Raw genomic sequence first — 23,175 nt, 5'->3', positions numbered from 1 at the left:
TCTGCCTATGCTACCCACAATTAAAGGATCCAACACCCAGACAGCAAATCAGCCTAATGCTCAACCTACGGCACAAAAGCAAATTGGGCTTATCAGCAAACTCAACAGTGAGATAAAGCTGATCGAAAGCATGAGCATGATTCGCCTCACGGGCAGTGAAAAAATCACCTTTCAGGGGAAACCCGCGCAACTTTTACAGGCAACCACTCAACAAAATACGACCTTCAATCTGATCAATACTGGCAAACCAATCACAATTTCAGGCAATGAAAACGCACAGATTCGTTTAAATGGCGCCCACCAAGCCAGCCTTACTCTGTCTCAATCTGCAGCAGCGACTAACCTTACTTTAGCGTCTCGTGTGGTCAATTTAACCGTCCTCTCTGCCTCTGTCCAAACCAATTCCAATGGTCAAACACAGTACAGCGCTCAAGTATCAGATGGGCAAAATCACTTTATGATTACCACGCAAACGGCGCTAAAAAAAGGCGATGTCCTTCGTGTGTTTATGGACAATAAAAATCAGCTACAGGTCTTACCCTCAAACAATTCACAAACCAGCAGTTTGTCTATTGAAGCCCTTAAACAAAGCCTTCCCAAACAACTATCGGCCAGCGAAATGGCTCAATTATTGAAACAACTGCAATCTATCCAACACACTACGACGCCGCTGCCCCCCAAAGTACAACAGGCTCTGACGCAGCTCATTCAGAACCTACCCAATATCGATACACTAACCCAATCACCAAGCGCCATGAAGCAAGCGCTACAAACAAGTGGACAGTTTTCAGAATCACTGCTTAAAAACAACCATCCATTAGCCACAGCGGATTTAAAACTGAATCTCTCAAGATTAAATACAACACACCAAGAAACAAGTTCGTTAAAGCCGTTCCCGACTGACCAAATTGCCAATGCCATTGAGCGTATCAGCACAAACCAGTTAAGGCACTTTGCCGACAGCAATCAGTCCTATGCACAAATGTTCCCCATGCACATTGATTTACCCATCAAAGAGGGACAACAAAACCATCTTGTACAATTGGATATTGATCAAGATGCGTCCACCAAAGAACTTCCAAAAGAAGAGCGTCGCTGGCTAGTAAAGCTGAAGTTTGACTTTGAAGAAACAGGGCGCTTTGATACTCGTCTTAGTATACAGGGTAACAAAGTCGGCATTGTCTTTGCTGCCGAGCAAAAAACCACTCAAACAGCGATTCGACAGCACATGGAAGAACTAAAACAAAAGCTTAGGGAAAAGGACATAGAAGTGGAACGTTTGGACGTATTCCAAGGTAAACTAAAAGAGGATCCGCCAGTCAAACCCAAACACACCAGTTTGATCGATGAGAGGACTTAATGAAAAAAGCCGTTGCCCTTAAATACGATTACGCTGGCGCACCTAAGGTCACCGCGAAAGGAGAGGGATTTATTGCCAGGCGCATTTTAGAAATAGCGGAGGAACACGACGTTATGCTCCATCATAGCCCTGAACTCGTTGAAATGCTCAGCACCGTCGAACTAGGCGAGGAAATTCCCGAATCACTCTATTTAGCGGTTGCAGAAATCATCGCCTTTGCTCACAATTTAAAGAATCATCGCTGGTCATAACAAAGATGGCGGCCAATCCAGCCTTAGTCTCCACCAAAAGAAAGGCACTTTAGTGATAGTCTGAATTACGACGCGATTCTTTCTTCAACAAACTAATCAGCTCCGCCTCGGCTCTAATCAAACCACATTTAGATACCAAATCATCGACGGTAGCCCCCATCTCCAATAAATCCATCGCACGATTATAGGAGATATTCCCTTCTTTAGAGAGAAGCTCTGACTGTCGCTCAACGGCGATATTCAATTTCTTCTCAATGGCAACCAAACGTCTTCCCATACCTATTGATCCAGACGCTAATACTTGAACTTGCTTTTTTTGATTCAAATCGGCTTCATGATGCATTTGTTGCATGCGCTTTACACGCCTAGATAAACGAAGTCCCCAAACCGCCAACGCAACTAACATTATAAATTGAAGCACGAGAAGAAGGTTAAACAACCATTGAGATTCCATCGAGTACAACTACCTTCGAATTTACATTGAACCTATGTCAGACCACTCATCTTCCGATAGAAGCTTATCGAGATCCACGAGAATCAACAGAATATCATTTTTATGGCATACACCTTGAATAAATTTTGAAGATTCGTCATTACCGACACTTGGAGAGACTTCAATTTCAGACTGGCGCAGATAAACAACCTCAGAAACCGCATCCACCAAAATACCAATGACATGCCCTTCCACTTCCATAATCATAATACGAGACGAATCCGTGATATCTCCTGAAGGCAGATCAAAACGCTGACGCGTATCGATAACAGTCACAACCGTACCACGTAAATGGATAATACCCAACACAAAACTGGGTGCCCCTGGAACCGGAGCAATCTCGGTGTATCGCAAGACTTCCTTGACTTGCATAACATTCACACCATAGATCTCATTTTCTAAACGAAACGTCACCCACTGAAGAATTGGATCTTCCGATTGCTTAGACTCATTTAACGCTATGCTTTTTGTTGTCATCGTCTCTCTCCATGATCACTCTGCATGATCAATCAATTTTGTTTGAGGTGTTTTTTAAACCCGTTGTTGGGGTCTTCCAAAAGCTCAATAAAGCCCTGTACATCAAGTATGGCACACATATGATCAATTACCGTACCTGCCAACCAAGGTCGTTTACTCCTATCACTGCGCCACTTCACTTGCGACGGTTCTAGTGAAATGGCTTCGGCCACTTTTTCACAAGCAATAGACCAATCGGATCGATCCAATTGAATCACAAATTTAAAATGCTCTTTTAAATCACCTTGATAGTGATTGGGCATCACCCAACGGGCCGTATCCACAGTACGTAAGTTGAAATCGCCAACATTCGCGACTCCCATAAACCAATCAGGTTGTCCAAAAATGGCGGTAAGTTTGTCATGGCTACTTTGGTGTATACCACCAAGTTCAACTAAAGGAACCGCCATTTTTAGCCCGCCAACGTAAAACAAGAGACATTCAAAACGACTCTTAGCCCAAGGCAAAGGTTCTGTTTTCGCCACCCATCGGCTTTTTATGGGCTCTGGCTCTGGCTCTGGCTCTGGCTCTGGCTCTGGCTCTGGCTCTGGCTCAATAGCCTCTACTTCTGTTGTACTTTCTTGCAAGGCCACTTCTTGCATACCTGAAATGGCATTCTCAAAATCAGCAAAGGAAGCATCTAATGCTTCAAGAGACGCTTCATTATATTCTTTTTCAACGCCCTCCTCCGTTAACCCCCAGTCCTCAAGAGAAGGAGATTCAGAGAAACTATCTTCTGAATCGGTGACCTGCTCCTCTTTTGTTTCTCGTTCTTCAGCGTCTTCTGTAACCTCACCAAATGAATCGTCTATATCTTCTTCATTGACTGTCTTTTCATCCGATGCTTCTTCTAATGCATCCAGTTCGGAAGATTCAGGCTCATTGAAATCAATGATCGTCGCCTCTTGCAGCAAATCATCAAGATATCGCTGCACCGCAAGTTGGGGGCCGACCAATTGATCTTTTGTTTTCGTTTCTTTCATAACCTTTTAACCCGCTGGGTTCAATAAGGAGTCCATCAGACTCGCATACGCTTTTACGCCTCGCGCACTCGCATCAAGCGCAGAAGGAGCCACACCTGCAGTACTGGCGTCGCGTAACTTGGTATCGACGGGGATAACTGAGTGCCACACAAGCTCTTCGTAAGAGTCTTTCAGGCTTCTCAAACTTTTATTGGATGCTTGTGTACGTCGGTCAAATAAGGTCGGTACAATCAAATAAGGAACAGGCCGTTTCCTCGCCCGGTTAATCATGGTCAATGTGCGTACCATTCTTTCCAAACCCTTGATGGCTAAAAATTCGGTTTGTACCGGAATCACCAGCTGTTGGCAAGCCGCCAATGCATTAATCATGAGCACCCCAAGCACTGGCGGACTATCAATCAACACATAGTCATAATCATCCCATAAAATGGCAAGCGTTTTGGAAATCACTAATCCCATACCGCCTTGCGCTTGGGCATGTCGTTCCAAGGTCGCCAACGCCGTTGAAGCAGGCAATAAAGAAAGATTAGGATGGCCCGTCTCTAAAATAAGTTGTCGTGGGAGAGTGTCTGGTATTTTTCCACTGACTTGAAAAAGGTCATAAGCACTATGTTCTATTGAGTCTGGGTCAAAACGGAAATAACTCGTTAATGATCCATGTGGATCAAGATCTACCATCAGAACCCTGTTGCCAGCGTCTGCCAATAATCCTGCCAATGAGACCACCGTGGTTGTTTTACCTACACCACCTTTCTGATTTGCCACTGCCCAAATGTGCACTCTATGTCCCCTGAGTTCTATGCTATTATTTTGCTTACACTTTCATTGCAATCATATACAGTATTGCGCTATTTAAACAAGTAATCATAAAGATTATCGAAGTTACTTTTACTGATTCGCAAGGTGACACGGCGATTTTTTTGCCTATTCGCCTCACTAGTATTACTGACTTTTGGATCTTCACTGGCAAATCCAATTGGCGCGATCAGTTTTGGGTTCACTCCTTGATAAACCAATTCGTCTACGACCGAAGCGGCTCTTAAACTAGACAAATGCCAATTCGATATTAATCGACTCGATTTTACGGGTAAATCATCGGTATTCCCTACCACCAACACAGGGGAGGGATAAGCTTTTAATACCCTTGAAACAGCCATTAACACAGCAACTGCCTCATTCGTCAGTTGATATTCCCCTTCGCCAAACAATAAGCTAGATTGCAATTCCAAATTAACCCAATGTTTTGATTGGCTCACTGCGATTTTTCCTGACTTACTTAACCCTTGAAATTGATTACTAATAGTAGTGTTAAGGACATCATAAATCGTCATCGGTAATGGTGCCGTATTGCTATCTTTCTTCTCTGTCTTAGGTTGTGTAGCTGGAATCATTTTGGTGTCCACCGCGGCCTGATCAGTTGGCTGACCTATAATAGGCTTACCAACGTTAATCGGTTTAATCGACTTTTGTACTGCATCAAACACACCATTCAGCGTTTCGGCTATTTTTTTATTATCACCTTTATGCTGGATAGAAATAGAATAGAGGGCAACAAAGAAGGCAAATAACAAAGTAATAAAATCCGCGTAGGATAACACCCAACGATCTCGACTTTGGCTATTATGTGATCGTTTCTTTTTTAGAACACGTCGACGACGTGAGGGCGCTGGAGCGGAAGCATCATCACTCATAACTTGTTAGCTCTCTCTCTAAACGTTGCGGATGCTTACCCGTAGCAATACCGTAAACACCATCAATCAACAACTGATTATAAAGCAGCTCTTGATCTGCGTAGCCAGACAGCTTTCTAACAATTGGGAAGACAACAAGATTCGCAAAACCCTGCCCATACAGCGTAGAAACAAAGGCTACGGCGATACCATGACCTAGTGCCTCAGGACTATCAAGATTCGCCATCGCTTGAATCAACCCCAATACAGACCCCATAATCCCGAGCGTCGGCGCATAACCTCCAATGGATTCAATAAAGGTCACACTGGACATCCGGCGGTCGTGGATGCGATTAGCTTCATCATTCAAACGATCCGCCAATTCCTCTGCTTCATCGCCATCGATAGCCATTTGAAAAGCCCGCATAGCAAACTCATTAGAGAGCAGCTCTATGTCACTTTCTAAGGCTATTAAGGAGAGGCGCCTTGCCTTATAAGCCAAGGTAATCATGGTAGATCTAGCAAAGGAGAAATCAAAGGTGGGGGGAAACAGGCTCCACTTAGCCAGAGAAATCGCTCTTGAGGCGTCTTGAATACTACTTTGCATCAAAGTTGCACCAAAACTCCCCAAAATCACAATAATTGCAGAAGGCAGATTAAGGAGGAGAATCACTTCTCCTCCGCCAAGCCAGTTAGATAAAAAGACAGAGCCAAACGCAAGAAGCAGTCCAGCCAGCGTCACCAAATCCACTAGCTAACCTCACGCGCTAGGCGCTCACCAATATGACTAAGGTCGATAATATCATCAGCCAAATTGGCTTTTTCTACTGCCATTGGCATACCATATATGACGCAGGACTCTTCACTTTGGATCCAGACTCGGGAGCCGGAGTTTTTCAGCATACGTGCACCTTCTCGACCATCAACCCCCATGCCTGTCATGACAACAGACAGTACTTTACCAGGATAACATTTAGAGGCAGACCCAAACGTCACATCAACTGAGGGCTTATAATTAAGTCGCTCATCACCATCCAGAATACGGACACAGCCGCCATTGCGAGGATCCACCATCATTTGCTTACCACCCGGTGCCAGTAAAGCAACCCCAGCTTGCAGTCGATCGCCGTCTTTGGCCTCTTTCACGGTAATTTTACAAATATTATTTAGCCTTTCAGCAAATGCACCCGTAAACGCAGCAGGCATATGCTGAACCAGCACCAAAGGAGCTGGGAAATTAGCAGGTAATTTTGTGAGTACCGCTTGAAGGGCCATTGGCCCACCTGTCGAAGTACCTATTGCGACCAAACTCACTTTCTTTCTAGAACGCGGGATAATCACCCCACGATCTGTGACGATAGGTTTTGGGGCCTCACGTGGCGCAAGACTCTGAACAGGGGCCCTTGATCCGCCAAGACGCGTTCGAGAAACAGTCAACACCCGTTCAACTAACGTATGCTTTACCACCGTAGAATCTCGGGAAATATCCTCGAAATTCTTCGGCATAAAATCAACCGCGCCCGCTTCAAGCGCATCAAGAGTGACTTTTGCCCCTTCATGCGTTAAGGACGAAAACATTAACACAGGCGTTGGCTTGAGCTTCATAATATTGGCAACTGCGGAAATACCATCTAAAACGGGCATTTCGTAGTCCATTGTCACCACATCTGGCGACAATGATTGCACTTTATCAACCGCTTCCTTGCCGTTATTAGCGGTCCCAACAACGGTTAATCTTGGATCTGCTTCAAAAATTTCTACTAGACGACGTCGGAAAAAACCGGAGTCATCTACGACCAGTACCTTTACCGGCATACTGCCACTCCCAAATCAAAATCTACCTACCTAGAGGCGTAACTCTTTAGCATGCTAGGTACATCAAGAATTAATGCAATACGGCCATCACCAGTAATCGTCGCACCAGCCATACCAGCGGTTCCTTGTAACATTCGACCCAGAGGTTTAATCACCACCTCTTCTTGTCCAACCAACTGATCCACTACAAAGCCAACTTCATTAATGCCCACCTGAACCACAACCACATGCGCTTCTTCTGGTGTCGTGTCGCGCGTTCCGCCTTTAATTAACCAACTCTTAAGATGGAAGATTGGAAGTGTTTTCCCTCGAATAACGACCACTTGCTGACCATCTACAATGTTGGTTTTTTGTAGATTCAAGTGGAATATTTCATTCACACTAACAAGCGGGAAAGCAAATGATTGATCGGATAAAGTCACCATCAAGGTCGGCATGATCGCCAAGGTCAATGGAACTTTAATAATAAAGCGTGATCCCTGCCCTAGGACAGATTTAATCTGTAACGTGCCATTTAGCTGAGAAATTTTCGTTTTAACAACGTCCATTCCCACACCACGACCCGATACATCTGTAATCTCTACCTTAGTTGAAAAGCCTGGAGCAAATATTAGATTGAAGGCCTCTTCGTCTGATAATCTTTCAGCGGCATCTGCATCCACCAAGCCTTTTTCTACGGCTTTCTTACGTAGCACATCAGGATCCATACCCGCACCATCATCATCGATGGATAGCAGAATATGATCGCCTTCCTGCTCAGCAGACAAAATAACATGACCAACTCGCGGCTTACCCTTAGCTTCCCGTACATCAGGTGCCTCGACACCATGGTCAACAGAGTTTCTCACTAAGTGAACAAGCGGATCGGCAAGTGCTTCTACTAAGTTTTTGTCTAGATCCGTATCTTCCCCACGAAGCTCAAGATTCACTTCTTTCTTCAGATTTCGAGCCAAATCACGCACCACGCGAGGAAACTTACCGAATACCTTTTTGATAGGCTGCATTCGGGTCTTCATCACGGCATTTTGTAAATCACCCGTTACCACGTCAAGGTTAGAAACCGCCTTACCCATGGACTCGTCTTCACTTTGCAACCCAAGACGTACCAGACGATTTCGCACCAAAACAAGCTCACCCACCATATTCATGATGTCGTCAAGCCGTTTAGTATCCACTCGAACCGTTGCTTCTTGTGTTACTGGTACACCTGCAGCTTTATCTTTTGCATGATGATTCGATGGCGGAGGAGTATTTTCTGCCTTAGACGCTTTAGGAGCAGCAGGCTTAGGCTCCGCTTTGGGTTCCGCCTTCTTAGGGGCTACTTTCGGTTTCGCTGGCGCTTCTTTCTTAGCACTAGCCGTTCCAGTGTCCCCTTTAGGTGCCCCCTTCTTACCATGAAGACTATCCAGTAAAGACTCAAACTCATCTTCTGTAATCAAATCTGAATCAGCACTAGAAGCACTTGGTTCGCTGTTCGACTTTTTGTCTTCTGAAGGGGCAACGTCTTCTGTTGCGCTAGCTTCTGTTGCCTTATTTTCCTGAGCTTGATCAGTACTATCTAGACCAGGCGCACTTCCACCGTGTAATTGGTCGAGTAATTTTTCAAACTCGTCTTCCGTAATTTCATCAGACTCGGCAGACGGTTCTTCTGATACACTTTCGGAATGATCGTTACTTTTAGCCTCCTTGGCACTGTCAATGTCAAGACCCGGCGCACCATTACCATGCAGTTTATCAAGCAACTGATCAAATTCATCCTCGGTAATTTCATCAGACGCATCACCTGAACTCACCTCTGCTTCTGCGGCTTTACTGTCTGGGGTATCCTCTCCTCCTAGCGCATTAAGCAAAGACTCAAATTCATCGTCGGTAATATCTGCAGGTTCTTCCGCCCCACTCGCCTCGGATGAGTCATCGATTAGCTCTTCTTCAACAACTTCGTCTTCTTCAGTAGCCGCGATGCTTTCATCAGATAACTCATCGTCTTGCTCTTCATCGGCAGCATCGCTCCCCCCGGCTAATTCTTCAGCCGTCGGAGGTTTTGCATACACACTAAGAGCCTGAATCAGATCTGGATCAGCACGTTCGGGTTCATTACCAGAACGAACGGCTTCAAACATTTCATTGACGGCATCAAGAGCCTGCAGAACCACATCCATCAAGTCGGAATTAATAGTCCGCTGGCCATTACGTAAGATATCAAATACGTTTTCCGCATAATGACAACAATCGACCAGTGCCGTTAACTGTAAAAAACCCGCTCCCCCTTTAACGGTATGAAACCCCCTAAAGATAGCATTCAATAACTGCTTATCGTCTGGGTTTTGCTCTAGATCTACTAATTGTTCGGAAAGCTGTTCCAGGATCTCTCCAGCTTCTACCAAAAAATCCTGTAAAATTTCTTCATCGACCTCGAAACTCATCCTCAGCTCCCTTTAGAAACCAAGACTTGATAGCAAGTCGTCTACTTCGTCTTGACTATTCAGTACTTCTGGGTTGTTTTGTTTATTAATAGCTGGACCATGACCACGAGTGTCGTCGTGCTCGGCTTCACTATCGTCATGCTCCATTCCGGAGATACTATCAACACGTCCTGCAACAGCAACGAGATGCACAAGGCGTTCTTCTACATCTCGAATTAGATCATTTACTCTCGTAATTACTTGGCCAGTTAAATCTTGATAACCTTGCTCTAAAAGAATTGTATTTAGGTTGGAATGTAAGGTCGTCGCACTGTCATCCGCATACTTTAAAAACCCATCAATACGCTTATACAATTCGCGAAACTCTTGAGGCGATAAATCACGTTGAATCAAACGATTCCAATCTTTTCTTAATGCTCTTGCTTGGCTTTGTAATTCACTCGCAACAGGAACACTTCCATCCACCATATCCATGGTCTTATTGGCCGCTGAACTTGTTAATTCAATAACATATTTCAACCGATCAGAGGCATCTGTAATTTTAGTATTACCAGATTCAGAATGCCCTTCACCCACCACCAAGTCCATTGAATCAACTTGAAAATCGCGAATTGCGTCATGGAGACTTCTTGTTAGCGTCCCGACTTCTTTATAGAAACTATTATGTCGAGCCTCGCTAAGCTCTTGAATAACCTTTATCGCACTACTAAAGTCACCGACTTCAATATGATTCAAAAGATCAACAGCACCATCCTTCACTAGGGATTCAAAATCCCCCAAGCCTGATTCAAGTTTCTTTGACATCAAAAGCCCCTATTTAGCAGCATCTATTCGTTCGAATATTTTCTCAATTTTTTCTTTGAGTGCGACGGCAGTAAAAGGCTTAACAACATAACCATTTACCCCGGCTTGAGCCGCAGCAATAATCTGATCACGTTTGGCTTCCGCTGTTACCATCAATACAGGAATACTTTTAAGTTTATCATCAGCCCTAACCGCTCGAAGCAATTCAATTCCTGTCATGCCGGGCATATTCCAATCGGTTACTAGGAAGTCAATTGTCCCTGCTTGAAGAATCGGTAATGCCGTCGTTCCATCATCCGCTTCAACTGTATTGGTAAATCCCAAATCCCGTAACAAGTTTTTGATGATACGTCTCATTGTCGAGAAATCATCAACAATCAGGATCTTCATGTTTTTATCCAATGCAACCTCCACAACCCAAAGGTAGTATTTCACAATTCATAATTTAATCTCGCCAATCACTTAATCGAGCTCTTAATCTAAGAGCAGCCTGACTATGAATTTGACTGACCCTCGATTCACTAACACCTAAAACCGCGCCAATTTCTTTTAAATTCAATTCATCATTATAATATAAAGATAAGACCAGTTTTTCTCTTTCTGGTAATTGATCAATTTCATTTGCTAATTGATCTTGAAACCCACTTTCTTCAGCCAAAAAGTAAGGGGTAGAACTTACTTCATCACTGAATGTATCTAGTACACCGCCATCATCCGACTCCAACATTTCTTCATAGCTAAACAGCTGTGTCGTCATCGATGAGTGAATGATATCGTGGTATTCCTCAATACTGATATTCATATGGGCCGCTACTTCCATATCGGAAACATCACGCCCAGCTTTAGCCTCGAGTTCTTTAATGGCAGCACTTACCGCTCGTCCATTGCGCCTTACCGAGCGAGGAGCCCAATCGGTCTTACGAATTTCATCCATGATAGAGCCACGAATCCGGATGCCAGCATAGGTTTCAAAACTGGCGCCCTTATCAGACTCAAAACGTTTATAGGCCTCTATCAACCCCATCATTCCGGCTTGCGTCAGATCGTTTACGTCCACAGTATTGGGTAAACGCGCTAATAAGTGATAAGCGATTTTTTTTACTAAATAGCCGTATTGCTCGACAATGGCATCAATCGATAATGTCGCTTTTCTAGTATAGGTGTCGTATCCGTTTTTGGTCTGCATAAAAATAAATCAGCAACCTTTTACTATTTGAGTCTGATGCACAGAATAACTGTACTACATAGTTCCGTATCGCGCTCATCCAAATAACATAATTTTACTAACTACCATATCTTAGTGACCCATAGATCTGGCTGTAGTGCTCTGCGGTATAAACAGCTCGGCTGATTAAATTGTGCGCACGAGCAGGTTCTATATCATCTGGAATTCTTTGTCCATCGGCGATGTAAACAACAGGTAAACCCTCTTCGATAACCACGCTAATAGCTTCACCAAGAGACGCTGACTCGTCTAATTTACTTAATACACACCCATCTAGCTGAACTTGAGAATACACGTCAACGACAGACTTAAGCACCTGTCTTTGACTTGTACAAGGTAAAACTAACAGTTTTTTCAAACTGGAACGTGCTCTTTTGATCATTAGCAATTGTCGTTCAAGGTTAGAATCCCTTGGATTCATCCCCGCAGTATCCACTAAAACTAAAGAATAATGAGCGTATTTAGCAAGTACTTCATTTAAATCAGAGTATTCATTCACGACTTCTACCGGAACATTTAAAATGCGACCAAAAGTACGTAATTGCTCATGAGCGGCAATCCGATAGGTATCGGTTGTCACCAACACAATACTGTCTGAACCGTATTTTAAAACATGCTGGGCCGCAATTTTACCAATAGAAGTCGTTTTTCCTACCCCTGTCGGCCCCATAAAAGCAATGCATCCTTTCAGTTCTGCCGAACTTGAGCGCACAGGAATATAATCCGCAAGATGAGCAAGCAATCGATTCCAATCATCCTCTCGGCCTTTTAGATCGATATCATCTAAAAGACGAGAGGTCACCAAATCAGACAAGCCCAGGCGCTTTAACTTCTCTCGGGCTTTCGCCTCAACGGAGTTTTCTTTAGGTTGCGTCGTCGACTGCTGGCGCTGTTGCTCCAACATTTCTTTAACACGATGTAGCTCCTGCTCCATAGCATGAAGTTGGTTAACACTCTCTTTATTCTGTTTTAGAGAAAGCGCTTCTTCCAATACTGGTTCATCTTCATCCTCTTCAAGAGGCGGCATACTAAATGATGGCGATGATGATTTAGGACTGGTGTCTGTTGGCGTTTGCTGCTTTGCCTTTTCTATACGTTCAAAATACTCAGCCGAAGGATCTTGATAAGCCTCTTTTTGACGCTCTTCAGAGGGTCTATATGTTGATGTAGAAGGCTTTTTTTGCACCATACTAGAAGGCAAAGAACCATCATAGTCCAACGCAATGACAATCTCTATCTCACCAGTAGGGAGGCGTTGATTCGATAAAATAACCGCATCAGGGCCCACAGCGTCACGGACTTTCCGTATCGCTTGGCGCATGTCGGGAGCTCGAAACCGCCTAATTTGCATGTATAATGGAATCCTTTTAGTGTATTTAGCCTTACAAATCCATAGCTTACCCGAAAGACTTTGATAAATATAGAGACTAATTGATCACAATTGCTACAGACTATTGACCAATCACACCTACAACAGTAATTCGTTTATGGTCTGGCACTTCTTGGTAAGATAAAACGGACATATTCACCATACCATAGCGCATAAAGCGTGCTAGCATTGGTCTGATTGGCGCTGACACTATCAGTATAGGTGTATTTCCCATTGCTTCCTGCTGTTCTGCAGACTGTTTAAGGGAAGATTGTAACTGCTCGGCCATTTTCGGCTCTAAAATAAGTGCTTCTTCATTCTTAATACCTGATTGCTGACTCTGCTGAACTGTTTGCATCAGCATTTTTTCTAACTGAGGATCAAGCGTCAGCACAGGAATCTCCTCTACCCCATCCGCCAAAGTTTGAATAATCAAACGAGACAAGGCCGTTCGAACGGCTGCGGTTAATACCATAGGATCCTGGCTTTTCGGCTGCACCCCCATGATGGCTTCAGCAATGGTCCGCATATCACGAAGCGGAACCCCTTCAATCAATAAGTTCTGCAATACTTTTAACAAGATGCTCAAAGGAATCGTATTCGGCACCAATTCCTCAGCCAGCTTCGGATTATATTGTTTGAGCAAGCTAAGCAATTGCTGGACTTCATCGTGACCAATTAATTCATAAGCATGCTTGTGCATAATTTGGTTAATATGCGTTGCCACCACCGTACTCACATCCACCACAGTATAACCGTAGGTTTGTGCTTGATCGCGTTTTTTCGGGTCAATCCAAACAGCGTCTAAACCAAAAGACGGATCCTTACCTGCAATACCATCAATAGAACCAAATACTTGCCCAGGATCTATTGCCAAATCTTTATCTGGGTGCACTTCCGCTTCCGCCAAGCTAACCCCCATCAAGGTGACGCGATAGGCATTGGGCATCAAGTCCAAGTTATCTCGAATATGAACACTGGGCACTAGAAAACCCAAGTCTTGCGACAATTTTCGACGAACGCCTTTAATCCTGGCCAATAACTCTCCACCCTGGGACTTATCCACCAGAGGAATTAAACGATAGCCGACTTCTAATCCCAACATATCGACAGGCGCCACGTCATCCCAACTAAGATCTTTACTTTCCGCCGGAGGCGAGGCATCCGACGATGACGACTTACCTGTCGACGGGGACCCTTCCATCGCTTTGCGTTTTTTACGATACTCAAGAAAGTAAGCAAAACTACCTAAAACGATAGCCAGTGACAAAAACGCAAAATGCGGCATGCCAGGCACGATACCCATGATCCCCATGATCGCAGCGGCGATATACAATGCCTTTGGTGAACCAAACATCTGCGAGACAATCTGTGTCCCCATATCACCCGACTCGTTAACCCGAGTCACCATGATGGCTGCGGCGGTAGACAGCATCAAAGAAGGAAGTTGGGCCACAAGGCCGTCACCAATGGTTAACAGAGAATAACGCTGAATGGCTTCTGAAAAAGTCAAGCCGTGTTGAGACATGCCAATCGCCAAACCGCCGATTATATTGATTCCCAAAATCAGCAAACCCGCAATAGCATCCCCTTTTACGAACTTAGAAGCACCGTCCATAGAGCCATAAAACTCCGCTTCAGAGGCGATTTCCATTCGCCGCTGTTTGGCTTGATCCGCATCAATCATCCCTGCGTTCAAATCCGCATCAATGGCCATTTGCTTACCCGGCATAGCATCCAAAGTAAATCGGGCACTTACTTCAGAGATACGCCCCGCCCCTTTTGTCACAACGGCGAAGTTGATGATCATTAAAATGGCAAAGACCACAAAGCCGACAACATAGTTCCCCCCAATCACCACCTCACCGAAGGCTTGAATCACCTTACCCGCCGCATCTCCCCCTTCGTGACCATATAATAAAACAACACGGGTAGAAGCCACGTTTAATGCCAAACGCATCAGGGTCGAAACCAGCAAAACGGTTGGAAAGACAGCAAAATCTAATGGTCGTAAAGAGTAGATCGCGACCAATAAGACCACAATGGCGAGCGCAATATTAAAGGTAAAGAGGACATCAAGCAGAAACGCTGGAATCGGCAGTATCATCATGGCTAAAAGAGACAGAAGCAAGATAGGAATCCCAAGATTCCCGCTCACTACCCCTTTAAACTGACCAGTCATTTTTTGGCGATCAAAATTCACACGCGGTTCCCGCAGATATTAACAATCAATTTAGCTAGGATGGAGTATTACCATCCCATTGAAACTCTTCTGGTATATCAAAACGCGGCATGCTTTCCGGCCTTGGCGCACCATGTCGTGCATTACGCAGTTGATAAACATAAGCGAGCAATTGCGCTACTACTTTAAAGAGCCCATGGGGAATCTCCTCTCCGATCTTTGTATGATGATAGATCGCTCGCGTTAGTGCTGGGGATTGTATCACAGGGATGTCATAGTGATTGCCTACTTCACGAATTTTCAATGCCATAAAGTCACTTCCCTTAGCAATCATTATGGGGGCTTGACCGCCACTTTGATTATATTTTAACGCAACAGAAAAGTGTGTAGGGTTGGTAATGATAACATCCGCCTCAGGAACATCAGACATCATGCGATTCATCGCGGCTTGACGCTGTAACTGGCGGATACGTCCGCGCACTTGTGGATCCCCTTCCTGCTGCTTGTACTCATCTTTCACTTCTTGTTTGGTCATTTTCAACTTTTCTTTGTGAGACCAAATCTGAAACGGCACATCTATCGCAGCAATCAGTGCCAACGACAAACTAATAAAAATAAACGCCCACATCACCATATCAATACCGTGAGAAATGGCAGGACGTATGGACTGAAAGGTCAACTCCAGTGCTTCGGGTAAATAATGATAAATAACCAGTGTCGATACAAAAGCAACGAGGACAACTTTGGCTATAGACTTGAGCAATTCGACCAAAGATTGAACGGAAAACATTCTTTTTAAGCCAGTAATGGGGTTAATCTTACTGAACTTAGGCATTAAGGGCTCCCATGAAAAATTCAGCCCTCCCAACATAATACTGCCAATAATCCCCGCTATAGCCAGTACCAACAAAGTCACAATTAACGATTTCATCATTTCAACAGTCGAACCATAAAGATGAAAAATCATTCGACTAATATCAAACAGATCCGACCTATCTATCTTAAAGTTGAAGCGAAATACATCCCCCAAGTCTCTCGCCATCAAAACACCAGTACTGTATATCGCCACAGCCGCCACAATTAACAACAGAGCAGAACTTAACTCTTTGGAGCGAGCGATATTGCCTTTTTTTCGAGCATCCTCGAGTTTCTTACTACTGGCACTTTCCGTTTTTTCGCTACCGTCTTCGTTCTCAGCCATGTAAACGGGCCCCCCATGTATCTTTCATCCAAACCGTTAATTCATGAAAGAATAAACGATAGACATCCAAAAAGTCCCCTAACATCATCCAGAAAAAGAACAAAGAAAAGAGCATAATGACAGGAAAACCTAATGCAAAAACGTTTAACTGAGGAGAGGCCTTCGCCACGACCCCAAAGGCCAAGTTCATAATTAAGACAGCAATAGCCAAAGGCAGCACCACCAACAACGCCTTCTCAAACATCCAGCTCCCTAATTGAACCAGCTGCCAATAGTGTTGGCTATCAAACCCACTACCAATTGGCCAATATTTAAAGCTCTCCGCTAAGTATTCGATCATCACCAGATGACCGTCTGTGCCTAGAAACGCTAAGGCCACCATAGACATATAGTATTGACCCATGGTCGCAACCGATATTCCATTGGCTGGATCGTTTGACATCGCAAACCCCAATCCCGCCTTCATGGCCGCTAACTGCCCTGCCATAGAAAAGGTTTGGAATAAAATCGTCACCACAAACCCCAGAGCAAAACCAATGACAAGTTGCTCAGCAATAAGTACCACAAATGCAGGGGAAATCGCATCGTAATGAGGCACTTTCACAACAGGTGTAATAATGATAGCAACTAAAAATGAAAATGCGATACGGATACGGGTATTGACCAGTCGACTACCAAACAGCGGCAACGCCATGAAAAATGCGCCGATACGAAAAAAAGGCAGTAGAAAGCTAATAGAAAGATTAATTAATTGATCCGGATGAAGCTCAAGCATTAGCCAATCATCATTGGAATATTAATGAAAAGGTTAGTGGTAAAGTCCATTAGCTTAGTCAAAATCCAAGGACCAAGCTGCATAATAACCAAAATAGTCACAATCAAGCGAGGTAGGAACGATAGGGTTTGCTCGTTAATTTGTGTGGCGGCCTGAAAAACACTGACAATCAAACCAACAACCAAACTCGGTGCCATCACTGCTGCGACAATCACAACAATAAGATAAAAGCCTTGCCCATAGAGATCTAAAACAACTTGTGGATCCATAACTACATTCCAAAACTTGCTGCAAGCGTCCCCATAATCATAGACCAACCGTCTACCATCACAAAAAGCATAATCTTAAACGGCAAGGAAATGATCACCGGAGACAACATCATCATCCCCATTGCCATCAAGACGCTAGCCACCACCATGTCAACAATCAAAAATGGAATAAAGATCATAAAGCCAATTTGAAATGCCGTCTTTAGCTCACTGGTTACAAAAGCAGGCATTAGAATGGTAAAGGGTAAAGTATTAAGTGATTGGATCTTCCCTTCTTTGCCAGCCAATTTCACAAACAAAGCAATGTCAGCTTTGCGGGTTTGGGCGAGCATAAAGTCCCGCATGGGCTTTTCTGCTGCCTCGACAGCCTGTAATGAGGTCATTTTATTATTCAAGTAAGGCTGTAAAGCCACAGCATTTATCTTATTCATCGTTGGCGTCATAATAAACAAGGTCAAAAAAAGCGCCATACCAATCAAAATCTGGTTAGAAGGCGTTTGCTGCAAACCAATGGCCTGACGCAAAATGGCTAATACAACAATAATTCGTGTAAAAGCCGTCATCATCATTAATGCCGCTGGTAACAAAGTTAGCGCGGTCATTATGAAGAGAATTTGTAGGGAGATGGAGTATTCTTGGCTACCGTCCGGGTTTGTAACCACATTGACCGCAGGCAACCCTACTTCGGCCCACGAGACAGAAGGCAGCATTAAAAGACCAAGTAATAGCAGAAGGCGAATCATGATGAAGCCTCTCGAGGTGTACCACTATCAACATTTTGGGAGGCTCTATCATCTTGAGAAGTGCTGTTATCGGTCTTGTCGTGCAGTGGCGCCTCGCCCATTAATTGAGCAAAGGCCTTGCTATTCGGTGTGAAACTTTTGATGTGATTAATCGAATGAGACGTGACACCAATCAGAATTTTCTCCCCTTCCACTTCCACAAGAATCAGTTTTTCCTTTGTTCCGAGTGATTGACTACCGATAATTCGAATGTCAGATTTACTCAATTTCATCTGAGCAAACTGCAATTTCTTCACGACCCAAAGGCTAGCAGGAATAAAAGCAATAATAAAAATCAGCGACGCAACCACTTTCCAGATGGAATAAGTCGATGTCATGGTAGGAATCGCCCCTGAATCGGCTAGAGAGTTGGCATGCGCATAGGAAACAGCCATGCAAAGCATGGCTGTCATCAGAAATGTGTACAATTTTCTATAAACAGTCACAAGGGTTACTTCAATCTTCTAATACGCTCACTAGGGCTAACAACATCTGTTAGGCGGATACCATATTTATCATTCACCACAACGACTTCACCATGAGCAATCAGAGTACCGTTAACCAATACATCCAAAGGTTCACCTGCAAAGCGATCTAGCTCAACAACAGACCCCTGCGTCAGCTGCATCAAATTTCGAATAGCAATTTCGGTGTTACCAAGCTCCATCGATAGTGTCACAGGGATATCCATAATAAGGTCAAGATCCGACCCAACACCACCATTTGGCACAGCAGGTGCGGACAGTGACTCTAGCTGAACAGGCTTCGCATCCTGCTCAGACATGGCAGCGGCCCATTCGTCATCGACATCATCTTGCTCACCTGTTTCCCCTGCTTCTGACATGGCAGCCGCCCATTCATCGGCAAGCCCTTCGTCCATACCTTCTGCATCAGGATTTTGCTCTTCAGCCATATTACTTATTTACCTTGTTAGATTTAAAACTTTCTTCCATTTGAACCGAATAACGCTCATTAGAAACCCCTAATTTCCCCTTAAAAGCAGGAACATTATTCGCTCTTACTGTGACGAACTCAGGCATTTCAATAGGGATGATATCACCTGCCTTGAACTTTAAAACATCACCAAGCGAAATTTTACGATTCGCTACGTTTACCCTCAGATTAACACTGATATCTTTTACGTCTTGTTCGAGAGATTTCCCCCAACGATCATCCATTTCATCGACATCACTTTGTACCCCGGCATCCAGTAATTCACGTACAGGCTCAATCATCGAATAAGGAAGCGTAATATGCAATTCTCCCCCTCCGCCATCCAATTCAATATGAAAAGTAGAGACCACCACCACTTCACTCGGACTGACAATATTTGCCATTGCAGGGTTAACTTCTGAGCTGATGTATTCTAACTCAAGTTTTAGTACAGGGGCCCAAGCCTCTGTCAAGTCTTTAAAGACTTGCTCCAGCATCAGTTGAACGATGCGTATTTCTGTTGGGGTAAATTCACGCCCCTCGATTTTGGCGTGACGACCATCTCCACCAAAAAAGTTATCCACTAATTTGAACACCAATTTGGCATCCAAAATAAATAGAGCCGTACTCCTTAACGGGCGAAATTTCACCAAGTTCAAGCTTGTCGGCACATACAAAGTATGCACATATTCGCCAAACTTCATAATTTGCAAACCACCAGAAGACACATCTGCCGTACGGCGCAGCAAGTTAAATAAGCTAATGCGAGTATAGCGAGCAAAGCGTTCGTTAATCATTTCCAGCGTAGGCATACGCCCACGGACGATACGCTCCTGACTGGTTATATCGTAAGAAGCAACACCATTTGCATCTCTATCGTCCTCTTCTTCCGGCTTTTCATCAGGGCCGTGTAAGAGGGCATCGATTTCATCTTGAGAAAGTAAATCTTGTGCTGACATAAGACTTACTGCATCACAAAACTAGTGAATAAAACCGCATCGATACCGCCTTTACCTGTCTGCTGTTTTAGCAACTTATTGATAGCCTCCAGAGCGGACTTTTTCAGAGCTAACTTGCCTTTCATCGTTTTTAGATCGTTAAACGATTGGCTAGAAAACAGCAGTACAAGGCTGTTACGAATTAAAGGCATATTTAATTTAAGGGCATCAATTTGTGACTGATCCTTGGACTTAACGGTCATATTAAGCTGCAAATAGCGCTGCTGACCATCGACGACAAAATCCACTACGAAAGGCTCATCGAATTTCAAGTAAATAGAAGGCTGTTTAGAAAGCTCTGCGGCCGCTTCAGCTGATGATGCACCACCTTCTCCTTCTGCGCTGGCAGCGGCCGCTTCATCGGATCCACTAAAAAAGAAAAAGTAAGCGGCGGCTCCACCACCACCTAACAGCACCACAGCGAGAGCAATGATGATAATAAGCTTCTTCTTACTACCCTTTTTACCCTCTTCGGCACCAACATCTAAATTATCTTCTTCTGCCATAATCAAACCCTTGGAAACACAGACTTATAAAACAACGTACAATACGCTTTAAGGAACCCTATTCTACAAAGAATACGGAATAGCACCATCACTTTCCTTCATTTTAGGCGTAGTAATCAATTCCTGCTGGTGTGACATAGGATATATTTCCAGGAACAGGCTCTTCTTCACCATTCTCTTGCCCTTTTAAAGAGCCTAGATTAAGTTGAGGTTGATAACTTTCTGCCGTCTGGTATTGAGTGCCAGACATGTCTTGCTGTGACACATCCACATTGACGCTGCCTAGATCCATCCCCTGTTGAGCTAACATATCACGAAGACGCCCCATCTGACCTTCTAGTAAATCTCGCGTATGATGAGTTGCTGCCACAAAACTCACTTGAGTATTATTATTGCTACTGTCAACAGAGACTTTCACCGTTAAACTGCCTAACTCGGGAGGATCAAGCTTAATATGCGCACTATGAGCGCCATTATGAGCAACCCAAGCCACTTTTTGACTCATTTCCCCCGCCCAGCCTGGGTGGTTTGGTGGAACAGACATGGCTAGGTTTTGCTGCTGAGTTGGTGTTAACTGTGCCGGATTCGTTGCTCCTAGCGCTGGCCCAGTAGCCGCTAAACGACCGCCATTGTTAGCAAGAGAACTGCCCATTCCTCCTGGATCTGAATCCTTAGCCACACCATCCAATTGACCGACCATTTTCCCTATCATGGCCTCTTGCTCTTTTTTTCGTAGCTCTATGGGTTCATTGGCTGACAAACTGGCCTTGGAAGCCCCCTTACCAGTAAGAAGATCAGACGCCTCCGTCGTTGAGTCAGCATTCGCTAAGATCAGTGGCGTACCAGGCCCCCCTGTCACAGGACTTTTTAATGCATTTGCTAACGCCACTTGGTCGGCAACCTTACTTGTCGAAACCTGATCACCGATAGACTGGGTTACACTTGACGATTTCGACGCTGAACTGTTACCACGTGACGTGGCTGCCACACCGGCCACGGCAGCACTCACTGGCGCTATGGGATTTGCCCCCATTTGGGATAACACCCAAGAAAGCTCTCCATCTCCCGACTTTTTAGTCTCTTTTTTATCATTGGAAGATGGATCTGTTACTTTTTCAGCCCCCTTCTCGGACGCCTTTTTAGCACTTGCTAATGCTTGTTTTTGAGCCATAGGAGACAAGGCACTTAAATCAACACTCGAGGCAGCGGCCTTCGCTTTACCCTCGTTATTTTCTGCCGCCATTAATGCCCGTACTTCTGGCGGTATTTTACTCATTTTTGACGAAACAACATTGCTTTTACCGCCATCCCCCTGGACACCTTTTTGACCATGGGATACGAGCTCACCACTATTTGCTTTTAATAAAAGGTCTGTCGTTTCTTTCGTCTGTGGCGAGACAACCTCCCCTTTTTGCAAGGCCTCAGCGTTCTCCGTCACGGGGTTGCCGTTTTGATCAAGCTGAACGCTATTCAGAGACGAATTTTTCACAGGGTGACCATTCTGATCAAGCTGAACAGTTTCAGGTAAAACCGCTTTCGTTGGTTGGCCATTTTGATCAAGATGTACAGCTGCTGTTTGAGCATGGGTCGCTTCAGTATTTAACGCTTTCAAACCAAGGACGCCGGCAGCTGAAGGGGCTACTTTATCTCCTTTTGCGTCTACTTTTGCATCTAATAACTGTTGTTCTCCTTCTTTCCCTTTAAGAGTCAGATGGCCAGTGACACCATTAGCAGCGGTTTTGCTCATATCCAGATGAGGCTGATCGTCAACCATCTGCACCATACCATTTTGGTTGGAGAGACGGACGGTATTCCCATTCGAAGAGACTTGTTTACTGACGGCCTCTCCTACCTCACTCTCGTTAGATGGCTCTTGCGAGCCAGTGAGATTTGGAGCGTTTTTAACTAACTTACCATGCTCAACACTATCGCTATTAATCAGGTTATTAGCAACATGACCATCAACACTCACCGTACCATTGACAGGTTTGCCGGTTTGCGTGGTGTTTAGCTGCTCTTGTGATGAAATCATCCCTGTTGTTGAAGGGATTGTCTCCCCTGATTGGGAGAGATGCGAAGAAGGCTTTTCAAGCGAAATAGCGGAATCTACTCCCTCACCCGGAGATAAAGCAATATGAGGGCTGGCGCTTTTAGCCTTTACTAGGCTTTCACCGGAGTTAATCCCCTTCAACTCTCCATCCGTTCCAAGGTTTTCTTCTGGCGAAGATTCACCTTCAGACTGCAATCTATTGCCGCTTACGTCAGTGTTACCCGAAGCATTATTTACGACATTTTCAAGCGTCCCAGACCCTTTTTGTGCTTTGCTCTCTTGGACGCCATCAGCATCTTTAGACGTTGGATCAGGAGGTATGGATGAAGCGGTTTGCCGTGTGTCATTTGTCGGCTCTTTCATTAGACGGCTGTCACCGGATGCAGACGAGTCTAAAGCTTGCTTTGCTCGATTAAAGTCATCAGCAAACTGTCCCTGCGATGGCTCAGATGTCTCAGGCGATAAGGTAGATTTAGATGACACATTTGATGTCGGTGATAACACCGAATTGACCGTTGCTTGCATAATACCCTCCAGCGATATAGTGAACTATGCAAGACAGAGGCCAAT

Annotated in this window: 24 protein-coding genes; 2 read left to right on the top strand and 22 right to left on the bottom strand. The window is 44.5% G+C overall.

What is annotated here, in order from left to right; all coding sequences use genetic code 11:
* The first annotated feature begins 7 nt into the window (after positions 1-7).
* Positions 8-1,360, top strand: coding sequence for a flagellar hook-length control protein FliK (gene fliK / locus AC0VYG_RS05320; RefSeq protein ID WP_475431295.1), 1,353 nt, complete (start codon positions 8-10; stop codon positions 1,358-1,360).
* Positions 1,360-1,611 (top strand): EscU/YscU/HrcU family type III secretion system export apparatus switch protein, encoded by a 252-nt coding sequence (locus AC0VYG_RS05315; RefSeq protein ID WP_067016966.1) that lies wholly within the window; start codon positions 1,360-1,362, stop codon positions 1,609-1,611. The genes fliK and AC0VYG_RS05315 overlap by 1 nt, the downstream gene beginning before the upstream one ends.
* A 49-nt stretch (positions 1,612-1,660) precedes the next feature.
* On the opposite strand, the gene AC0VYG_RS05310 is transcribed toward AC0VYG_RS05315, so the two are convergent.
* The 22 genes from AC0VYG_RS05310 to AC0VYG_RS05205 all read right to left on the bottom strand — a co-directional run bounded on the left by AC0VYG_RS05310 (position 1,661) and on the right by AC0VYG_RS05205 (position 23,130).
* Complete coding sequence (locus AC0VYG_RS05310; protein WP_475431294.1) at positions 1,661-1,963, bottom strand: DUF2802 domain-containing protein; 303 nt, start codon at positions 1,961-1,963, stop codon at positions 1,661-1,663.
* A 123-nt stretch (positions 1,964-2,086) separates the two neighbouring features.
* The gene (locus AC0VYG_RS05305) at positions 2,087-2,581 is read right to left on the bottom strand and encodes a chemotaxis protein CheW (RefSeq protein WP_233407814.1); all 495 of its coding nucleotides are present in this window, start codon (positions 2,579-2,581) and stop codon (positions 2,087-2,089) included.
* Between the two features lie 32 nt (positions 2,582-2,613).
* Positions 2,614-3,603, bottom strand: coding sequence for a chemotaxis protein CheW (locus AC0VYG_RS05300; protein WP_475431293.1), 990 nt, complete (start codon positions 3,601-3,603; stop codon positions 2,614-2,616).
* 6 nt (positions 3,604-3,609) lie between these two features.
* A complete protein-coding gene (locus tag AC0VYG_RS05295; RefSeq protein WP_067016958.1) occupies positions 3,610-4,383 on the bottom strand; it encodes a ParA family protein in 774 nt (257 codons plus the stop codon).
* 68 nt (positions 4,384-4,451) lie between these two features.
* Positions 4,452-5,294, bottom strand: coding sequence for a flagellar motor protein MotB (locus AC0VYG_RS05290; protein ID WP_475431292.1), 843 nt, complete (start codon positions 5,292-5,294; stop codon positions 4,452-4,454).
* The gene (locus tag AC0VYG_RS05285; RefSeq protein ID WP_475431291.1) at positions 5,287-6,024 is read right to left on the bottom strand and encodes a motility protein A; all 738 of its coding nucleotides are present in this window, start codon (positions 6,022-6,024) and stop codon (positions 5,287-5,289) included. Before AC0VYG_RS05285 ends, AC0VYG_RS05290 begins: the two co-directional genes overlap by 8 nt.
* Positions 6,024-7,088 carry a protein-glutamate methylesterase/protein-glutamine glutaminase gene (locus AC0VYG_RS05280; protein ID WP_475431290.1) on the bottom strand — a complete coding sequence of 355 codons (1,065 nt, stop codon included), beginning with the start codon at positions 7,086-7,088 and terminating at the stop codon, positions 6,024-6,026. Before AC0VYG_RS05280 ends, AC0VYG_RS05285 begins: the two co-directional genes overlap by 1 nt.
* Positions 7,089-7,114: 26 nt before the next feature.
* Positions 7,115-9,511: a chemotaxis protein CheA gene (locus tag AC0VYG_RS05275; protein WP_475431289.1), complete on the bottom strand. Its 2,397-nt coding sequence runs from the start codon at positions 9,509-9,511 to the stop codon at positions 7,115-7,117.
* A 12-nt stretch (positions 9,512-9,523) separates the two neighbouring features.
* Complete coding sequence (locus tag AC0VYG_RS05270) at positions 9,524-10,315, bottom strand: protein phosphatase CheZ (RefSeq protein ID WP_475431288.1); 792 nt, start codon at positions 10,313-10,315, stop codon at positions 9,524-9,526.
* Positions 10,316-10,324: 9 nt separating this feature from the next.
* Positions 10,325-10,705 (bottom strand): chemotaxis response regulator CheY, encoded by a 381-nt coding sequence (locus AC0VYG_RS05265; RefSeq protein ID WP_206610596.1) that lies wholly within the window; start codon positions 10,703-10,705, stop codon positions 10,325-10,327.
* 55 nt (positions 10,706-10,760) lie between these two features.
* The gene (locus tag AC0VYG_RS05260) at positions 10,761-11,501 is read right to left on the bottom strand and encodes an RNA polymerase sigma factor FliA (RefSeq protein ID WP_475431287.1); all 741 of its coding nucleotides are present in this window, start codon (positions 11,499-11,501) and stop codon (positions 10,761-10,763) included.
* A gap of 97 nt (positions 11,502-11,598) precedes the next feature.
* Entirely contained in the window at positions 11,599-12,891 is a 1,293-nt protein-coding gene (gene flhF / locus AC0VYG_RS05255; protein WP_475431286.1) for a flagellar biosynthesis protein FlhF, read from the bottom strand.
* Between the two features lie 100 nt (positions 12,892-12,991).
* A complete protein-coding gene (gene flhA, locus AC0VYG_RS05250) occupies positions 12,992-15,112 on the bottom strand; it encodes a flagellar biosynthesis protein FlhA (protein WP_475431285.1) in 2,121 nt (706 codons plus the stop codon).
* A 34-nt stretch (positions 15,113-15,146) separates the two neighbouring features.
* Positions 15,147-16,292, bottom strand: coding sequence for a flagellar biosynthesis protein FlhB (gene flhB / locus AC0VYG_RS05245; RefSeq protein ID WP_475431284.1), 1,146 nt, complete (start codon positions 16,290-16,292; stop codon positions 15,147-15,149).
* Positions 16,285-17,067, bottom strand: coding sequence for a flagellar biosynthetic protein FliR (fliR, locus tag AC0VYG_RS05240; RefSeq protein ID WP_475431283.1), 783 nt, complete (start codon positions 17,065-17,067; stop codon positions 16,285-16,287). Before fliR ends, flhB begins: the two co-directional genes overlap by 8 nt.
* Complete coding sequence (fliQ, locus tag AC0VYG_RS05235) at positions 17,067-17,336, bottom strand: flagellar biosynthesis protein FliQ (protein ID WP_067016938.1); 270 nt, start codon at positions 17,334-17,336, stop codon at positions 17,067-17,069. Before fliQ ends, fliR begins: the two co-directional genes overlap by 1 nt.
* 2 nt (positions 17,337-17,338) lie before the next feature.
* Positions 17,339-18,079 carry a flagellar type III secretion system pore protein FliP gene (fliP, locus tag AC0VYG_RS05230; RefSeq protein ID WP_475431282.1) on the bottom strand — a complete coding sequence of 247 codons (741 nt, stop codon included), beginning with the start codon at positions 18,077-18,079 and terminating at the stop codon, positions 17,339-17,341.
* The gene (gene fliO / locus AC0VYG_RS05225) at positions 18,076-18,564 is read right to left on the bottom strand and encodes a flagellar biosynthetic protein FliO (protein WP_475431281.1); all 489 of its coding nucleotides are present in this window, start codon (positions 18,562-18,564) and stop codon (positions 18,076-18,078) included. The genes fliP and fliO overlap by 4 nt, the downstream gene beginning before the upstream one ends.
* A gap of 5 nt (positions 18,565-18,569) precedes the next feature.
* The gene (gene fliN, locus AC0VYG_RS05220; protein ID WP_475431280.1) at positions 18,570-19,031 is read right to left on the bottom strand and encodes a flagellar motor switch protein FliN; all 462 of its coding nucleotides are present in this window, start codon (positions 19,029-19,031) and stop codon (positions 18,570-18,572) included.
* A 1-nt stretch (position 19,032) separates the two neighbouring features.
* Complete coding sequence (fliM, locus tag AC0VYG_RS05215) at positions 19,033-20,010, bottom strand: flagellar motor switch protein FliM (protein ID WP_475431279.1); 978 nt, start codon at positions 20,008-20,010, stop codon at positions 19,033-19,035.
* Between the two features lie 5 nt (positions 20,011-20,015).
* Positions 20,016-20,555 (bottom strand): flagellar basal body-associated FliL family protein, encoded by a 540-nt coding sequence (locus AC0VYG_RS05210; protein ID WP_475431278.1) that lies wholly within the window; start codon positions 20,553-20,555, stop codon positions 20,016-20,018.
* A gap of 103 nt (positions 20,556-20,658) precedes the next feature.
* The gene (locus tag AC0VYG_RS05205) at positions 20,659-23,130 is read right to left on the bottom strand and encodes a flagellar hook-length control protein FliK (protein ID WP_475431277.1); all 2,472 of its coding nucleotides are present in this window, start codon (positions 23,128-23,130) and stop codon (positions 20,659-20,661) included.
* Between the last annotated feature and the right edge of the window lie 45 nt (positions 23,131-23,175).

Source organism: Marinomonas sp. 63XJN7_7_ISO-PGPR-S23-202, from assembly GCF_056173505.1.
Note: the sequence above shows the minus strand (reverse complement) of the source record. Positions and strands in the feature narration are given on the sequence as shown.

What these genes read in the sequence shown, in the direction of transcription:
- AC0VYG_RS05310 (WP_475431294.1), bottom strand. Translation starts at nt 1,963, where the DNA reads ATGCAACAAATGCATCATGAAGCCGATTTGAATCAAAAAAAGCAAGTT.
- AC0VYG_RS05315 (WP_067016966.1), top strand. Translation starts at nt 1,360, where the DNA reads ATGAAAAAAGCCGTTGCCCTTAAATACGATTACGCTGGCGCACCTAAG.
- fliR (WP_475431283.1), bottom strand. Translation starts at nt 17,067, where the DNA reads ATGCTTGAGCTTCATCCGGATCAATTAATTAATCTTTCTATTAGCTTT.
- fliN (WP_475431280.1), bottom strand. Translation starts at nt 19,031, where the DNA reads ATGGCTGAAGAGCAAAATCCTGATGCAGAAGGTATGGACGAAGGGCTT.
- AC0VYG_RS05305 (WP_233407814.1), bottom strand. Translation starts at nt 2,581, where the DNA reads ATGACAACAAAAAGCATAGCGTTAAATGAGTCTAAGCAATCGGAAGAT.
- AC0VYG_RS05205 (WP_475431277.1), bottom strand. Translation starts at nt 23,130, where the DNA reads ATGCAAGCAACGGTCAATTCGGTGTTATCACCGACATCAAATGTGTCA.
- AC0VYG_RS05280 (WP_475431290.1), bottom strand. Translation starts at nt 7,088, where the DNA reads ATGCCGGTAAAGGTACTGGTCGTAGATGACTCCGGTTTTTTCCGACGT.
- fliM (WP_475431279.1), bottom strand. Translation starts at nt 20,010, where the DNA reads ATGTCAGCACAAGATTTACTTTCTCAAGATGAAATCGATGCCCTCTTA.
- flhF (WP_475431286.1), bottom strand. Translation starts at nt 12,891, where the DNA reads ATGCAAATTAGGCGGTTTCGAGCTCCCGACATGCGCCAAGCGATACGG.
- fliQ (WP_067016938.1), bottom strand. Translation starts at nt 17,336, where the DNA reads ATGGATCCACAAGTTGTTTTAGATCTCTATGGGCAAGGCTTTTATCTT.
- AC0VYG_RS05265 (WP_206610596.1), bottom strand. Translation starts at nt 10,705, where the DNA reads ATGAAGATCCTGATTGTTGATGATTTCTCGACAATGAGACGTATCATC.
- AC0VYG_RS05270 (WP_475431288.1), bottom strand. Translation starts at nt 10,315, where the DNA reads ATGTCAAAGAAACTTGAATCAGGCTTGGGGGATTTTGAATCCCTAGTG.
- fliK (WP_475431295.1), top strand. Translation starts at nt 8, where the DNA reads ATGCTACCCACAATTAAAGGATCCAACACCCAGACAGCAAATCAGCCT.
- AC0VYG_RS05260 (WP_475431287.1), bottom strand. Translation starts at nt 11,501, where the DNA reads ATGCAGACCAAAAACGGATACGACACCTATACTAGAAAAGCGACATTA.
- AC0VYG_RS05275 (WP_475431289.1), bottom strand. Translation starts at nt 9,511, where the DNA reads ATGAGTTTCGAGGTCGATGAAGAAATTTTACAGGATTTTTTGGTAGAA.
- AC0VYG_RS05210 (WP_475431278.1), bottom strand. Translation starts at nt 20,555, where the DNA reads ATGGCAGAAGAAGATAATTTAGATGTTGGTGCCGAAGAGGGTAAAAAG.
- flhB (WP_475431284.1), bottom strand. Translation starts at nt 16,292, where the DNA reads ATGGCTGAGAACGAAGACGGTAGCGAAAAAACGGAAAGTGCCAGTAGT.
- AC0VYG_RS05290 (WP_475431292.1), bottom strand. Translation starts at nt 5,294, where the DNA reads ATGAGTGATGATGCTTCCGCTCCAGCGCCCTCACGTCGTCGACGTGTT.
- fliP (WP_475431282.1), bottom strand. Translation starts at nt 18,079, where the DNA reads ATGATTCGCCTTCTGCTATTACTTGGTCTTTTAATGCTGCCTTCTGTC.
- AC0VYG_RS05300 (WP_475431293.1), bottom strand. Translation starts at nt 3,603, where the DNA reads ATGAAAGAAACGAAAACAAAAGATCAATTGGTCGGCCCCCAACTTGCG.